Origin of the sequence: Polynucleobacter sp. MWH-UH23A (assembly GCF_040409805.1) — a bacterium.
Taxonomy (GTDB): Bacteria; Pseudomonadota; Gammaproteobacteria; order Burkholderiales; family Burkholderiaceae; genus Polynucleobacter.
Genome location: NZ_CP099572.1, coordinates 1,803,387 through 1,818,746, shown reverse-complemented (window position 1 = coordinate 1,818,746; position 15,360 = coordinate 1,803,387). Strand labels below are relative to the sequence as shown.

At 46.1% G+C, this 15,360-nt stretch carries 13 protein-coding genes; 4 read left to right on the top strand and 9 right to left on the bottom strand.

Going from position 1 to position 15,360, the window contains the following annotated elements; all coding sequences use genetic code 11:
* Nucleotides 1-24: 24 nt before the first annotated feature.
* From NHB35_RS09455 to NHB35_RS09445, 3 genes are read right to left on the bottom strand one after another with little or no spacing between them, the layout of a single operon-like run.
* Nucleotides 25-1,392, bottom strand: a complete 1,368-nt coding sequence (locus tag NHB35_RS09455; protein WP_353432113.1) for an NAD(P)(+) transhydrogenase (Re/Si-specific) subunit beta — start codon at nucleotides 1,390-1,392, stop codon at nucleotides 25-27.
* Nucleotides 1,393-1,433: 41 nt separating this feature from the next.
* Nucleotides 1,434-1,784 carry a proton-translocating transhydrogenase family protein gene (locus NHB35_RS09450; protein WP_353432112.1) on the bottom strand — a complete coding sequence of 117 codons (351 nt, stop codon included), beginning with the start codon at nucleotides 1,782-1,784 and terminating at the stop codon, nucleotides 1,434-1,436.
* A gap of 29 nt (nucleotides 1,785-1,813) precedes the next feature.
* A complete protein-coding gene (locus NHB35_RS09445; protein WP_353432111.1) occupies nucleotides 1,814-2,947 on the bottom strand; it encodes a Re/Si-specific NAD(P)(+) transhydrogenase subunit alpha in 1,134 nt (377 codons plus the stop codon).
* A gap of 176 nt (nucleotides 2,948-3,123) precedes the next feature.
* On the opposite strand from NHB35_RS09445, the gene mnmA reads away from it, so the two are divergent.
* Nucleotides 3,124-4,236, top strand: coding sequence for a tRNA 2-thiouridine(34) synthase MnmA (mnmA, locus tag NHB35_RS09440; protein WP_353432110.1), 1,113 nt, complete (start codon nucleotides 3,124-3,126; stop codon nucleotides 4,234-4,236).
* Nucleotides 4,237-4,264: 28 nt separating this feature from the next.
* Here mnmA and NHB35_RS09435 read toward each other — a convergent pair whose 3' ends face one another.
* The gene (locus NHB35_RS09435; protein ID WP_353432109.1) at nucleotides 4,265-4,879 is read right to left on the bottom strand and encodes a glutathione S-transferase C-terminal domain-containing protein; all 615 of its coding nucleotides are present in this window, start codon (nucleotides 4,877-4,879) and stop codon (nucleotides 4,265-4,267) included.
* 89 nt (nucleotides 4,880-4,968) lie between these two features.
* Here NHB35_RS09435 and purB point away from each other — a divergent pair, with 89 nt between their 5' ends.
* Nucleotides 4,969-6,354, top strand: coding sequence for an adenylosuccinate lyase (gene purB, locus NHB35_RS09430; RefSeq protein ID WP_353432108.1), 1,386 nt, complete (start codon nucleotides 4,969-4,971; stop codon nucleotides 6,352-6,354).
* Entirely contained in the window at nucleotides 6,351-7,706 is a 1,356-nt protein-coding gene (locus NHB35_RS09425; RefSeq protein WP_353432107.1) for a 3-deoxy-D-manno-octulosonic acid transferase, read from the top strand. The genes purB and NHB35_RS09425 overlap by 4 nt, the downstream gene beginning before the upstream one ends.
* Before the next feature lie 27 nt (nucleotides 7,707-7,733).
* Here NHB35_RS09425 and secF read toward each other — a convergent pair whose 3' ends face one another.
* From secF to queA, 5 genes are all read right to left on the bottom strand, one after another.
* Nucleotides 7,734-8,708 (bottom strand): protein translocase subunit SecF, encoded by a 975-nt coding sequence (gene secF / locus NHB35_RS09420; protein ID WP_353432106.1) that lies wholly within the window; start codon nucleotides 8,706-8,708, stop codon nucleotides 7,734-7,736.
* Between the two features lie 3 nt (nucleotides 8,709-8,711).
* Nucleotides 8,712-10,571 carry a protein translocase subunit SecD gene (gene secD, locus NHB35_RS09415; protein ID WP_353432105.1) on the bottom strand — a complete coding sequence of 620 codons (1,860 nt, stop codon included), beginning with the start codon at nucleotides 10,569-10,571 and terminating at the stop codon, nucleotides 8,712-8,714.
* A gap of 23 nt (nucleotides 10,572-10,594) precedes the next feature.
* Nucleotides 10,595-10,921 (bottom strand): preprotein translocase subunit YajC, encoded by a 327-nt coding sequence (gene yajC, locus NHB35_RS09410; RefSeq protein ID WP_353432104.1) that lies wholly within the window; start codon nucleotides 10,919-10,921, stop codon nucleotides 10,595-10,597.
* Between the two features lie 132 nt (nucleotides 10,922-11,053).
* Nucleotides 11,054-12,211 carry a tRNA guanosine(34) transglycosylase Tgt gene (tgt, locus tag NHB35_RS09405; protein WP_353432103.1) on the bottom strand — a complete coding sequence of 386 codons (1,158 nt, stop codon included), beginning with the start codon at nucleotides 12,209-12,211 and terminating at the stop codon, nucleotides 11,054-11,056.
* Nucleotides 12,208-13,254 (bottom strand): tRNA preQ1(34) S-adenosylmethionine ribosyltransferase-isomerase QueA, encoded by a 1,047-nt coding sequence (gene queA, locus NHB35_RS09400; protein ID WP_353432102.1) that lies wholly within the window; start codon nucleotides 13,252-13,254, stop codon nucleotides 12,208-12,210. The genes tgt and queA overlap by 4 nt, the downstream gene beginning before the upstream one ends.
* 30 nt (nucleotides 13,255-13,284) lie before the next feature.
* Here queA and recG point away from each other — a divergent pair, with 30 nt between their 5' ends.
* The gene (gene recG, locus NHB35_RS09395) at nucleotides 13,285-15,354 is read left to right on the top strand and encodes an ATP-dependent DNA helicase RecG (protein WP_353432101.1); all 2,070 of its coding nucleotides are present in this window, start codon (nucleotides 13,285-13,287) and stop codon (nucleotides 15,352-15,354) included.
* Nucleotides 15,355-15,360 lie beyond the last annotated feature (6 nt).

Below are 15,360 nucleotides of genomic sequence, written 5' to 3'. Positions count from 1 at the left end.
TTCTATAAATGACTGGTCAGGTTATTACTCAACTGCTTTAACCATATCTTCCACAACTTTCTTCGCATCACCGAAGACCATCATGGTTTTATCCATGTAGAAGAGTTCGTTATCTAAGCCGGCATAGCCTGCTGCCATTGAGCGCTTATTAACAATGATGGTTTTAGCCTTAAAGGCTTCCAAAATTGGCATGCCAAAGATTGGGCTGCCTGGTATGCGGGCTGCAGGGTTAACCACGTCGTTAGCACCAAGCACCAAGACCACATCCGCTTGGCCGAAATCACTATTGATATCTTCCATTTCAAAGACTTGATCGTATGGAACTTCCGCTTCAGCTAATAGCACGTTCATATGGCCAGGCATACGACCTGCCACTGGGTGAATTGCATATTTAACAGTTACACCATGGTGAGTCAGTTTTTCTGTCAACTCTTTCAAGGCATGTTGAGCGCGGGCAACAGCAAGGCCATAACCAGGAACAATAATTACCGTGTCAGCATTTTCCATGAGGAATGCGGCATCTTCAGGGGAGCCTGTCTTGTAGTTCTTTGGACCGCCATCATCAGCACCGCCAGCAGCCGCTTCAGCGCCAAAGCCACCAAGCAATACCGCGAGAATAGAGCGGTTCATTGCCTTACACATAATGTAAGAAAGAATCGCGCCTGAAGAGCCTACGCATGCGCCAGCAATAATCAAAACGGGGTTATTGAGTGTGAAACCAATACCGGCAGCCGCCCAACCAGAGTAGCTGTTTAGCATTGAGACTACTACCGGCATATCCGCTCCACCGATTGGAATAATCAATGTAATACCCAGTACTAATGCGATCGCGCACATGGCCATAAATGCTGCATGACTATCTGCCATGTAATAAGCAATACCGGCGCCAACCATCGAGATAGCAAGAATCAAATTAAGTAAATGTTGGCCGGAGAAGCTGACTGGCTTACCGCTAACTTTCCCAGAAAGTTTGCCAAACGCAATAACAGATGCCGTGAAAGTGATCGCTCCAATAAATGCGCCAATGAAGAGCTCAATCTTTTGCGCACCAGTATGGTCATGGGCGGTATTAAATACTGCTGCGATCGCAATTAAAACTGCGGATAAGCCCACAAAGGAGTGCATCAATGCCACGAGCTCGGGCATCTTGGTCATCTGTACGCGTTTCGCTGCGAGGGTGCCAATAATTGCGCCACCAACGACTGCTGCTGCAATAAGAGATACAGCTGGCTTGAAGTCAGGAATGAAGAAAGTGGTAATTACCGCCAGCAGCATACCAATCATGCCGAAAGTGTTGCCTTGGCGTGAGGTTGTTGGTGAAGACAAACCGCGTAATGCGAGGATGAACAACACCGATGAAATGAGATAAGAAATAGCAGTTATGTTTGACATTGTTTTGGTCTCTTGTGTTCTCTATCGAGGTCTTGTTCTATTTATTTAGCTGCATCAGCTGCAGTTGCTGAATTTGCTTTAGGCGCTTTTTTCTTGAACATTTCAAGCATGCGACGAGTCACCATGAAGCCGCCAAAAATATTGATTGACGCTAAAAATACGGCAATCGCACCAATAACGCTGGTGAGAGTAATTTCATCACCGCCGATTACTTCAGTTTGCAGAAGTGCGCCAACAATGATGATTCCAGAAATAGCGTTAGTAACCGCCATCAATGGGGTATGTAGTGCTGGAGTAACGTTCCATACAACGTGGTAACCCACAAAAATAGCCAAAACAAACACGGTGATGTTTTGGACTGTGAGGATGCTTTGAAAAGCAGCGAGATCCATGATAGTTCCTTCTTATTTTTTGTGAATTTTTATGAGTTTTTGCGAATGGCTTGGCCATCACGGCACATCAAGCAGGCAGTCACGATATCGTCGTCGCTTGGGATCACTAACTTCGCTTCTTTATCGACAATCAATTTCATGAAGTCAAGTAAGTTGCGCGCATAGAGTGCAGAAGCATCAGCAGCTACCATGCTAGCTAAATTTGTGTAACCCACGATCTTTACGCCATTAGCATTCACTACTTTGTCAGCTTGAGTTAATGGACAGTTGCCCGAGCCGTTATCACCTTTGCCGGCAGCCAAATCGATCACTACAGAACCAGGTTTCATATTGGCAACAGTGTCGCTATGCAAGAGAACTGGTGGCTTACGACCTGGAATCAATGCAGTAGTAATGACGATGTCTGCTTGTTGAGCGCGTTCGGCAACTAAGGCAGCTTGACGCTTCATCCATGCTTCTGGCATGGGACGAGCATAACCACCAACACCTTGGGCAATTTCACGCTCTTCATCGGTCTCGTAAGGCACATCAACAAACTTTGCACCTAAGGATTCAATTTGTTCTTTAGCGGCAGGACGCACATCTGATGCTTCAATAACGGCACCAAGACGTTTTGCCGTCGCAATAGCTTGCAAACCAGCAACACCAGCTCCAAGAATTAATACGCGCGCTGCCTTAACAGTACCGGCAGCAGTCATCAACATCGGCATAAAGCGTTGATATTCATTGGCGGCAACCATGACTGCTTTATATCCAGCAATGTTTGCTTGAGAGGAGAGAACATCCATGCTTTGTGCACGTGTAGTACGTGGCGCAGCTTCTAATGAGAAGCTCGTAATTCCTTGCGCAGCCATTGCGGCGATATTGTCGTTATCAAATGGATCGAGCATACCAATGAGTACGCTGCCAGCTTTGATCTGTTTGAGTTCCGCAGCTTCAGGTGCGCGCACTTTGAGAACAATCTCGGCGCCAAATGCATCGGCAGCACTTCCAATGGAAGCGCCAACAGCTTCATAGGCAGAATCTGGCTGGCTGGCTTGGACACCAGCATCTTTTTGGATGACAACAGTATGACCTTGGCCAATGAGTTTTTTAACGGTTTCTGGTGTAGCGGCAACCCGCGTTTCCCCAGCTCTAGTTTCCAGCGGCACTCCTATGCGCATGGCATGTCTCCAAAAGCAAAATTTTCAAAAAATCTATTTTAGTTAAATGGCTTAAAAATCATCCATTTAATTACCCCTACAAGCAGCTGTAGCCGTTTTGCCTAAATTTCGGTGAATCTAGGCTAAGACTTCTACAATATGGCCTGTCAGCTTATATTGAATTCTCGCATTTTTTGATGATCCAGCTCAATTCCTCAGCAATCCCGCCTTCAAACCCCAAGAAAGTCGTTATTGGCATGTCTGGAGGGGTAGATTCATCGGTTGCAGCTTGGATGCTCAAAGAGCAGGGCTACGAGGTTATCGGCCTTTTTATGAAAAATTGGGAGGATGACGATAACGATGAGTATTGCTCTGCCCGCCAGGATTGGCTGGATGTGGTCTCGGTAGCGGATTTGATTGGAATTGATGTGGAGGCAGTCAATTTTGCCGCCGAGTACCGTGAACGAGTGTTTGCTGATTTTTTACGTGAATACGCCGCTGGACGCACTCCTAATCCCGATGTTTTGTGCAATGCTGAAATTAAGTTCAAGGCATTTTTAGATCATGCTATGAGTTTAGGTGCTGATGCGATTGCAACAGGCCATTACGCCAGAGTGAGGCATGAGGGCGGAAAAGTGCAATTGCTAAAAGCCCTGGATGCCTCTAAAGATCAAAGTTATTTTTTGCACCGCTTGACTCAACAACAGTTGGCAAATGTTTTATTTCCTTTGGGCGAAATTCCTAAAACAGAAGTGCGTTCTATTGCCGAGAAAATTGGTTTGCATAATGCCAAGAAAAAAGATTCCACTGGTATTTGTTTTATTGGTGAGAGACCATTTAGAGAGTTTCTAAATCGTTATTTGCCGCGTATACCAGGACCAATCAAAACTCCTGAAGGAAAAGTTGTTGGCGAGCATATGGGCCTAGCATTTTTCACTTTGGGACAACGCAAGGGAATTGGCTTGGGCGGCAGTCAAGATGGTAATGGTGATGCTTGGTACGTTGCCCGTAAGGATGTAGCAAATAACACTTTGTATGTGGTTCAGGGCCACGAACACCCATGGCTATTGGCCAAGCGGCTTGAGGCGATGGATGCTAGTTGGATTTCTGGAGCTGCACCCGCGCCTGGTTCCTACTCGGCTAAAACTCGATATCGACAAACCGACTCTGCTTGCGTTTTAAATGCAGGGAATTCGCCGCAAGACTTTAGCCTAGAGTTTCCTAAGCCTCAATGGGCAGTAACTCCTGGACAATCCGCTGTTTTATATGACGGAGATATTTGTTTGGGTGGCGGAATTATTTCCGCCTAAACCAAACAATATTCTCAGCATTCCAAAATTAAGCTGTTGGTGGTTCAGTTTCTTTGAACGAGGGACGCTGTAACAATTTTTGGTACAAACGATCTAAGTTTGGATACTGGCTTTGCCATTGAATTTCTGGGAAGCGAAACGATAAATAACCAAGGGCGCAACCCACTGCAATATCGGCTAGAGTGATTTGATTTCCAAAGCACCAAGCATTTTCACCAAGCTGCTCTGACATTTGACGAAGTGCGGCATGCACTTTTCCAATTTGACGGTCAACCCAAGCTTGGCTTTGCTCGTTTGCTGGGCGCCAAGTTTTTTCTAGGCGCGCCAAAATACTGGCATCCACCAATCCATCAGCCAGTGCTTCCCAAGTTTTAACGGTCGCGCGCTCACGGTGATCGGCTGGAATCAGTTTGCTCACAGGGCTCAAGGCATCTGCATATTCGGCAATTACCCGAGAATCCTGGATGGATTCCCCATCATCTAAAACAAGGCATGGAACCTTGCCCAAAGGGTTGTAGGTGGTGATATTGGTGTCTGCGGCCCAAACACTATTAGTTTCAAGGTCAATATCGACCTTTTTCTCCAGGAATACGATCCTGACTTTACGAACATAGGGGCTGGTGGGGGAGTAAATGAGTTTCATAAGGCTCAGTATAGTCATCTCAACCTTGGATTGCTTGATGCCAGAACGCATTAAAATTAGGCTTTATTGACATATTCCCAGCAAAGGCAATGCCCGTGAGTCAGCCGCTTTCAACCTTAAATGCCCTTTCCCCCTTAGATGGTCGCTATGCCGGAAAACTGGACGCACTGCGTCCATGGTTATCCGAAGCAGCTTTCATGCGCCAACGTGTTTTTGTGGAAATTCATTGGTTGCTTGCTTTAGCTGCTGCCGGCCTGCCTGATGTACCGAAGATCAATGCTGCTGATGAAGCTTTTTTGCTATCTCTGCCTGAGAACTTTTCTGATGCTGATGCGCAACGTATTAAAGATATTGAAGCAGTCACCAATCATGACGTGAAGGCTGTAGAGTATTTTTTAAAAGAAAAAGTTGCTAACCGACCTGATTTATTAAAAGCTAGCGAGTTCATTCATTTTGCTTGCACATCTGAAGACATTAACAATACCTCCCATGGATTGATGTTGCGTGGTGCGCGCGATGAAGTACTGTTGCCACAGCTTCGTAAAGTACTTTCTGTTTTAACGGATTTAGCCGTGGAGCATGCAAAAGTGCCTTTGCTTTCACGCACTCATGGTCAACCCGCCTCGCCTAGTACTTTGGGTAAAGAGATTGCGAACATTGCAAAGCGTTTAGAGCGTGCCATTGAATCAATCGCCGCTGTGCCATTGCTTGGAAAAATGAATGGTGCCGTTGGAAACTACAACGCTCACTTATCAGCATACCCAGAATTCGATTGGGAAAACTTTTCTAAGAATGTGGTGGAAAAGCGTTTAGGTCTCACCTTTAATCCCTACACCATTCAAATTGAACCCCACGATGGTATGGCGCAATTATTTGATGCTATTGCTAGAGCCAATACGATTTTGTTGGATATGGATCGTGACTTCTGGGCTTACATCTCTGTAGGCTACTTTAAGCAGCGTACTAAAGCAGGTGAGATTGGTTCATCTACGATGCCACATAAGGTCAACCCGATTGACTTTGAAAACTCCGAAGGAAATCTAGGTGTTGCTAATGCATTGTTGCGTCATCTAGCTGAAAAATTACCTGTCTCACGTTGGCAGCGTGACTTAACCGACTCTACTGTGTTGCGTAACTTGGGGCCAGCCTTTGGCCACAGTGTCTTGGCATATGACAGTGCATTACGCGGGCTAGGTAAGCTGGAAGTAAACCATGCTGCTATCGCCGCTGATCTTGATGAGTGCTGGGAAGTATTGGCGGAGCCAGTGCAAACTGTGATGCGTCGTTATGGCATTGAAAATCCCTATGAGCAATTGAAAGAGCTCACACGCGGTAAGGGTATCAATCAAGCAGATTTGCAAAACTTTATTCGTGGCTTGAATATTCCAGAGGATGCTAAAGCGCGCTTGCTGGAAATGACTCCTTCAACTTATTTAGGTAAGGCGGTCGAGTTGACCGAACGTCTCAAAAAGTGAGTGTGAGCCCGAGCTCGGGATACGGGGCGCGTCCTCGGTTCTGGTTTGCTGCATACCAACTGCTGTGGCATCTGCTTTTGCCACTTGCATTTGTGCGTTTAGCCTGGCGCGCGAGGCATTCCTTTGCATATTTGCACCACATTCCTGAACGTCTTGGTTTTGGGTATGAGCAACCGATTTCAAAAGACTGTATTTGGATACATGCGGTATCTGTTGGGGAAACGCGTGCAGCACAACCTCTCATTGAAGCCTATTTAGCGCGTGGCAAGTCTATATTGCTGACCCATATGACCTTAAATGGTCGTAGAACAGGCAAACAACTTTTTGCTAATGCTATCGCTACTGGCAAAGTTCGTCAGGTTTATCTGCCTTATGACTTGTGTTGGTCTGTCGAATATTTTTTAAAGACCTTTAAACCAAGTTTTGGGCTCTTCATGGAAACTGAAGCTTGGCCAACGGTGGTATTCCGCTGCAAAGAAATTGGACTACCTTTGTTTTTAATCAACGCCAGACTATCTGAAAGAAGCGCACGTCGGGTGAATCGTTTCGGTAATGCTGGGCGAGCATTGTTCCAGGCCTTTGCAGGAATTTTGGCGCAAACAGAATTTGACGCGCAGCGTTATCGCAGTCTTGGCGTGAAGAATGTCCTGATTGCTGGCAATCTCAAGTTTGATGTTCCTTTGGATTCTAAGTTGGTTGCTCAAGGTAAGCAATGGCAGCAAGATTTACATGCGGATGGGCGCTTCATGGTTTGCGCTGCGAGTACGCGCGATGGCGAAGAGGAAATTATTCTTAAGGCTTGGAAGGATTTACTGCAAGATTGCATCTTTCAAAAACCGCCACTGCTTTGTATAGTCCCCAGGCATCCTGAGCGTTTTACAGAGGTTACGAATCAAATTCGGAATGCTGGTTTGAGGTTTCAAGCTCGTTCTGAATTGACAGAGGTTTCGAGCGATTTTGCTGGGGTAGAGGTAGTTCTTGGCGATTCAATGGGTGAGATGCCCATGTATTACGGTGCTTCAGATCTTGTAGTGATGGGGGGTAGCCTATTGCCTTTCGGTGGCCAGAATTTAATTGAGGCCTGCGCCGCGGGTTGCCCTGTCTTGCTTGGTGAGCATACTTACAATTTTCAGCAGGCTGCTCTGGATGCAATTGCGATTGGGGCAGCCAAGCGAATTAGCGGTGAATTACTGCTTGGACAGACTGTGGCGCTATCGGAATCCTTAAAAGAACTGCTCTTGCATTCTGCTGAGCTTGCCAAGATGGCAGCAGCAGCTAAAGCCTATGCTGTTGAACATCAAGGTGCAACTAAAAATATCTTAGCCGCCCTTGATCAGCAAATTACTGGTTAGGCAAATTTGTCTATTTAACCCTTTTGGTTAAACACGAGCTCCATAGTTTGGATCTTCATTACGAGCATTGTCGTCAGGCTTTTTATCACTCTTCACTAAATCTTCGCGAGTTACGCCAAGCCACATTGCTAATGCTGCCGCGACGAAAACGGAGGAGTAAATGCCAAACAAAATACCGATAGTGAGCGCCAAGGCAAAGTAAAACAGTGTTGGACCGCCAAAGATAAGCATCGCCAAAACCATCATCTCAGTACTGCCGTGAGTGATGACAGTACGGCTAATAGTACTGGTAATTGCGTTATCGATAATCTCGCGAGTATTCATCTTGCGGTACTTGCGGAAGTTTTCGCGAATACGGTCAAAAATCACCACGGATTCGTTTACAGAGTAACCGAGGACTGCTAACACTGCCGCTAATACTGAGAGCGAGAACTCCCAGTGGAAAAAAGCGAAGAAGCCAAGAATGATCACAACGTCATGCAGGTTCGCAATGATGCCAGCGAGTGCAAATTTCCATTCAAAGCGGAAAGATAGATATAGCACGATACCGATAATCACAAAGACCAAAGCTTTTAAGCCATCAATCGCCAGCTCCTGGCCAACTTGTGGGCCAACGAACTCAACGCGCTGTAGCTTGACGCCCGAGCTTGCAGGATCAAGCGCTTGCATTACCGCATTGCTTTGATCCGCAGACGAAATAAGCTTACCCTCAGCATCTTTTTGCAAAGGCAGGCGAATCATCACATCGCGCGAGCTACCAAAGTTTTGGATTTGCGTATCCGCATAGCCTAACTTTTCTACCTTGGCACGAATTGAGTCCAGCGGTGCGGTCTGAGGATATGACACCTCCATAACGGTGCCGCCAGTAAATTCAATAGAGAGGTGTAAGCCGTTATGCCAAAGGAAAAAGACCGCCGCTAAGAAAGTAATTAAAGAAATCGCATTGAGCACCAATGCATGGCGCATGAATGGAATATCTTTTTTGATGCGAAAAAATTCCATGGCTTATTTCTCCTGTGGGCGCCAAACCTGGCCAATCGCGAGTTTCTGAATTTTCTTATTTCTGCCGTACCAAAGATTAACCAAGCCGCGTGAGAAGAAGACTGCAGAGAACATCGAAGTCAAAATACCGAGGCAGTGAACCACGGCAAAGCCTTTGATCGGACCAGAGCCAAAAGCTAATAGTGCAAGACCTGCGATTAAGGTGGTGACGTTGGAGTCCAAGATGGTGGCCCAAGCTTTATCGAAACCAATTGCAATCGCAGTTTGAGGTGAGGAGCCGTTGCGTAGCTCTTCACGAATACGTTCGTTGATCAAAACGTTGGAGTCAATCGCCATACCAAGCGCCAAAGCCATAGCGGCAATACCTGGAAGGGTGAGTGTTGCCTGCAACATTGACAATACTGAAATCAATAAGAGTAAGTTAACTGCTAGAGCTACAACCGAGAAAGTGCCGAATAGCATGTAGTAGGCCATCATGAAAATCGCAATTGCAGAAAAACCAATCAAGAGTGACTTAAATCCTTTTTCAATATTCTCAGCACCCAAACTCGGTCCAATTGTGCGCTCTTCAATAATTTCCATTGGCGCTGCAAGAGATCCAGCGCGCAATAAGAGAGCTAAGTCATTAGCACTCTCAGTGGTTGGTTGACCAGTAATCTGAAACTTAGAGCCGAACTCACCTTGAATCGTGGCAATTGTGAGAACTTCACCTTTACCTTTTTCAAACAGAATCATGCCCATTGGCTTGCCAATGTTTTCGCGAGTTACTTCTTGCATAACTCGACCACCAGCGGCATCAAGGGAGATGTTTACTGCAGGGCGTTGGTTTTGATCAAAGCCAGCGCTAGCATCAGTAATGCGGTCGCCGCTAAAAATGACGGACTTTTTAAAGACGCCCAAGCGGTTTTCACCAAAGCGGAAAGTGTCCATGCCAGGAGGTGGCGTTTCACCAACCCCAATAGTCGACATTAATGGATCCGCAAGACGGGCTTCTAAGGTTGCTGTACGACCAATGATGTCCTTTGCACGTGCAGTGTCCTGGACTCCTGGAAGTTGAACAACAATGCGCTCAGCCCCTTGTTGTTGAATTACTGGTTCTTTAACGGCTAATTCATTTACGCGCTTATTCAGGGTGATGATATTTTGTTTTACCGCATTGTCCTGAATGTCTTTTAATGCTTTTGGCTTGAACTCACCCAATAGTTTTGAAGAGCTGCCGTTTGCTTTTACCAGCCAAGTGAGATCGGGTTGGGAAGTATTTAGCAGTGAGCGCGCAGTTTCAGCCTCATCAGCACTGCCAAAATTAATGGTGATTGAATCTGTACCGCGATCAATGCCTTGATGGCGAATGTTTTTATCGCGTAATTGGCTGCGAATATCAGTAGCCAACGAGGTGACCTTTTTCTGTACCGCTCCCTTCATATCTACCTGCAAGAGGAAGTAGACGCCACCGCGTAGATCTAAACCCAATGGCATTGGCAAGGCATTAATTGCATTAAGCCACCCTGGCGTATTCGACAGGAGATTAAGAGCTACGGTGTAGTTAGGATCATTTTGATCTGTGTTCAGTTTTTGCTGCAAGAGATCGCGGGCGCGTAACTGAATATCAGTATTGTTAAAGCGAATTTTGATTGAGCCTACATTACCTGCTGCTTCAAAAAATACGCCAGTGTTATTAATGCTGGCATCAGCCAGAATTTTCTCAACACGAGATTGTGTTGCTAAATCAACTTTAATGGTTGGTTTAGCAGATGAGACTTGAACCGCTGGAGCCTCTCCATAGAAATTAGGTAATGAATACAGTCCGCCGATAAGTAAGGCAACGGCAATGACCAAATATTTCCAGAGAGGATAGCGATTCATGTCGAGATACTTTTAATAAAAAATTAAGCGGACTTCAATGTGCCTTTTGGCAATACAGTAGTGATAGCACCTTTTTGTAATTGCACTTCTGTCCCAGCAGAAATTTCAACACTAACTACTTGATCTTTCAATGCTGTTACTTTGCCCATAATCCCGCCAACGGTAACAACTTCATCGCCTACTGCGAGTGCTTCGAGCATCGCTTTAGTTTCTTTTTGGCGTTTCATTTGTGGGCGAATCATGATGAAGTACAAAACTGCGAACATCAAGATTAAAGGTAGGAAGCTCATCAAGCCACCTGCATCTGCGCCCGCAGCTGGAGCCTGGGCAAAAGCGTTACTAATCCACATATCAAACCTCCGTTAATGACTAATTGGAAACTGCTACTTTTTAAGCTTTTAAGAGAAAGCCGTAAACCCGCAATTCTAAACTGTATGGGGCTTTGAAGGTGATTTGAGGGGGTTTATTGCCCCCAGAGGGGATTAATCCTGCCCTGGCTCAACGCCCCGCTGGCGATTGGCATGAAATTCCTCGCGATAGGCGCTAAAACGATCCTTACTTAAGGCCTCCCTAATTTCGGTCATAAGCTGCAAATAGTAAGAGAGGTTGTGAATGGTATTGAGTTGAGAACCTAGTATTTCATTGGCTTTTTGGAGATGGTTTAGGTAAGACCTTGTGAAATTTTGGCAGGTGTAACAAGCGCAAGTTGGGTCCAATGGACGGTCATCATCTTTGTAGCCAGAGTTACGCAGTTTCAAATCACCAAAGCGAGTAAAGAGCCAACCATTACGAGCATTGCGAGTGGGCATGACGCAATCAAACATATCGATCCCCAGGCTGACGCCTAAGATGAGATCTTCTGGGGTGCCTACACCCATAAGATAGTGCGGCATATGCTCTGGCAATTTTGGCGCAGTGAAATTCAGAATCCTTTCAAACTCTGGTTTTGGTTCTCCAACAGATAAGCCGCCAATGGCAATACCATCAAAGCCTTGTTGACTCACTGCATCAAGCGAAAACTCGCGCAGATTTTCAAACATACCTCCCTGAACAATACCAAAGAGTCCATTGCCGGTATTGAGTTCACGAAACCGTTTTAATGATCGATCACCCCAACGTAATGACATTTCAAGAGAGGCGCGCGCCGTTTTTTCACTAGTGGCTTGACCTTTGGTTTCATAAGGAGTGCACTCGTCAAATTGCATTGCAATGTCGCTATTAAGCACCGCCTGGATTTCTATTGAAACTTCGGGTGACATAAATAGTTTGTCACCATTAATGGGTGAGGCAAAAGTAACACCTTCCTCTGAAATTTTTCGCAGTGCGCCCAAACTAAAAACTTGGAAGCCACCAGAGTCCGTGAGAATGGGCTTATCCCAGCCCATAAAACGATGTAGGCCACCATGTTTTTTAATGACATCTAAGCCTGGTCTGAGCCAAAGGTGGAAAGTGTTGCCTAAGATGATTTGTGCCTTAGCCTCATTGAGATCGCGCGGAGTCATGGCCTTCACAGTGCCGTAGGTTCCTACCGGCATAAAGATAGGTGTTTGCACGCTGCCATGTGGGAGATCAAGCTGACCAAGACGCGCAGGGCTATCGGAGTCTTTTGCCAAAATGGAAAAGTGAACGGGTTTGGTCATGATGATGGGTTTCCGAGTCGACTTAAAAACATCGCATCCCCATAACTAAAGAAACGATATTTTTGTTTAATAGCATGCTGGTAAGCAGCGCGAATATTATCCATGCCTGCAAAAGCGCTTACTAACATTAATAAGGTTGATTTTGGCAGATGAAAGTTTGTTAATAAACAGTCTACCGTTTTAAATTGGAATCCAGGCGTAATAAAAAGATTGGTCTCACCGCTACTTTTCTGGCTAATAGCCTGACTCTCCAAGGCACGCAGGCTGGTTGTGCCAACGGCGATGACTCGTTTTCCTGCTTCGTGAGTTTTATGAATTGCCTCCAGCGTTGCGTCTGGGATGGAGAACCACTCATAATGCATTTGGTGTTTCGATAAATCTTCCTCGCGAACGGGTGTAAAAGTGCCGGCGCCAACATGCAGAGTAACGGTGGCTTGATTAACACCTAAGTCACTAAGTCGTTTCAATATAGCTTCATCAAAATGAAGGCCAGCTGTCGGCGCTGCTACTGCGCCTGGATTTTTGGCGACAACGGTTTGATAGCGTTGCGCATCGTTGCTATCGGGCTGATGCTCAATGTAGGGCGGTAAAGGTAATTCACCAAAGCGCTCAAGTAAGGAGAAAATATTTTCTGGGAAGCGCACTTCATAAAAGCGCCCATCGTGACCAATCATTTCTGCCGAGAAGGATTCGCCCACAGCATTATGAATATGAATCAAGTCACCATTCTTTGGTACCCTTGATGCCCGAATTTTAACCCAGGCTTGGCGATCGCCGCTGATACGTTCAATCAGGAGCTCTACGTTCCCCCCTGTTTCTTTTTTGCCATGTAGTCTGGCGGGAATGACTTTGGTGTCATTAAAGACCAGCAAGTCCCCTGGATTGATAAGGTCTAGGATGTCCTTAAACTGTCGATCTAGCAATTGAACACCCTCATCTCCATTTAGCTTAAGCTCTAGGAGGCGGCTATCAGTTCTATTCGCCAAGGGATGCTGAGCGATTAGTTCGGAGGGGAGTTCGTAATTAAAGTCGGAGAGTTGCATAGCATTACCATCAGGTATTAGATTTTAACGATGACTACCAAGCAAGCGCCAAATACACTCCAAAAAATGGGTTTAGATAGCCCAATGGCCCTTGCTTTGCATCTTCCCTCTCGTTACGAGGATGAGACGGAGTTGCTTTCGATTGATCAGGCTCTAATTCAGGGGCGATTTCGTTCGGTTCAGACTCAGGGTGTAGTTATTCGGAACCAAGTTTTGTTCAGGCCTAGAAGGCAGATGGTTGTCACGATAGAGGACAACACAGAAACTTTGCATTTGCGCTTTCTGAATTTCTATCCAAGTCAGCAGAAGCAAATGGCTATTGGTGCTCACATTCGAGTACGCGGAGAAGTACGTGAGGGGTTTCAGGGTTCAGAAATGGTTCACCCAACCGTGCGTGCTGTTGCACCTGATGCACCGTTGCCAACTAGCTTGACTCCAGTCTATCCAGCAAGTGCAGGCGTTTCTCAGGCGGCAATTCGTAAAGCGGTCACTCAGGCATTGCGAGATCCAGGTTTGAAAGATAGTTTGGCGGAGTTTTTGCCAAGCCGGTTGATGAATCAGTTATTACCAAGCAATGACTGGCCTAGTTTGCAATCTGCTATTACGTTTCTTCACCAACCGTCCGCTGACGCAGACACACAGGCATTGTTGGAGCGTACACATCCTGCATGGCGTCGTGTTCAGTTTGAGGAGTTACTAGCTCAACAGATTTCATTAAAGCGCGCTCATGCAATTCGTCGAGAACGGCAGGCACCAAGCTTCCATAAAAGCAATGAATCAAGCGCTAGTCTTGAAAAAGGTTTACTAAAAACCTTACCATTTCAATTAACCGGGGCCCAGTCTCGCGTTTGGGATGAAATTGGAGAAGACTTATCGCATTCATACCCAATGAACCGATTATTGCAAGGGGATGTGGGAAGTGGTAAGACCGTGATTGCAGCTTTGGCGGCTGCGCGGGTAATAGATTATGGTTATCAGGCAGCTATCATGGCTCCAACTGAGATACTGGCTGAACAACATTACCTCAAAATGAAGGAATGGTTTGAACCCCTAGGAGTCAAAATTGCATGGTTATCGGGAAGTTTGAGGGCCAAAGAAAAGAAATTAGCGCAAGATTTAATTGAGGGTGGCATTGCTCAACTAGTCATTGGTACTCATGCCTTGATCCAAGAGAATGTGCACTTTGCTAAATTAGGTTTGGCTGTGATTGATGAGCAACATCGATTCGGTGTTCGTCAACGTTTAGAAATTCAACAAAGAGTCGGCTCAGAATTATTTTATTGCCACCAACTCATGATGTCCGCCACGCCAATTCCACGAACTTTAGCAATGACGTATTACGCTGACTTAGATGTGTCAGTAATTGATGAGTTGCCTCCAGGACGCAAGCCAATTGCTACTAAGGTGGTGAAAGCAAGTCGACGAGAAGAGGTGATTCATGGTTTACAAAGTTGGCTTTCCAAAGGTTTGCAAGCATATTGGGTATGTCCTCTGATTGAGGAGTCTGAGGCGCTGCAACTACAAACGGCTGTTGAGAGCTTTGAAGAGCTCACTAAGGCCTTGCCAGAGTTTAAAGTGGGCTTAGTTCATGGGCGCCTGAAGGCAGATGAGAAGGCTGCGGTGATGGCAGCATTCAAAGCTAATGAGATCCAGTTATTAGTTGCAACCACAGTAATCGAAGTGGGTGTTGATGTACCTAATGCGGCATTAATGGTGATAGAGCACGCTGAACGATTTGGTTACGCTCAAATTCATCAGCTTCGTGGGCGTGTGGGTCGTGGATCAGCAGATTCGGTGTGTATTTTGATGTACGCAGAACCATTATCAATAGCTGCTAAAGAGCGTTTGCAGACCTTGCGTGAAACATCTGATGGATTTGTGATTGCGGAGCGTGATTTATCTTTGCGCGGCCCCGGAGAACTCTTGGGAGCTAAGCAATCTGGAGATGCCATGTTGCGCTTTGTCGACTTACAGCGAGACGCTTGGTTAATTGAGTTGGCGCAAAACGCAGCCGAACGTTTGTTGGCAGACCATAGTGAAATCGTTGAGCGTCATTTGGAGCGTTGGCTCGGTTCTCGCGCGGAATTTCTGAAGGCATAATTCTGG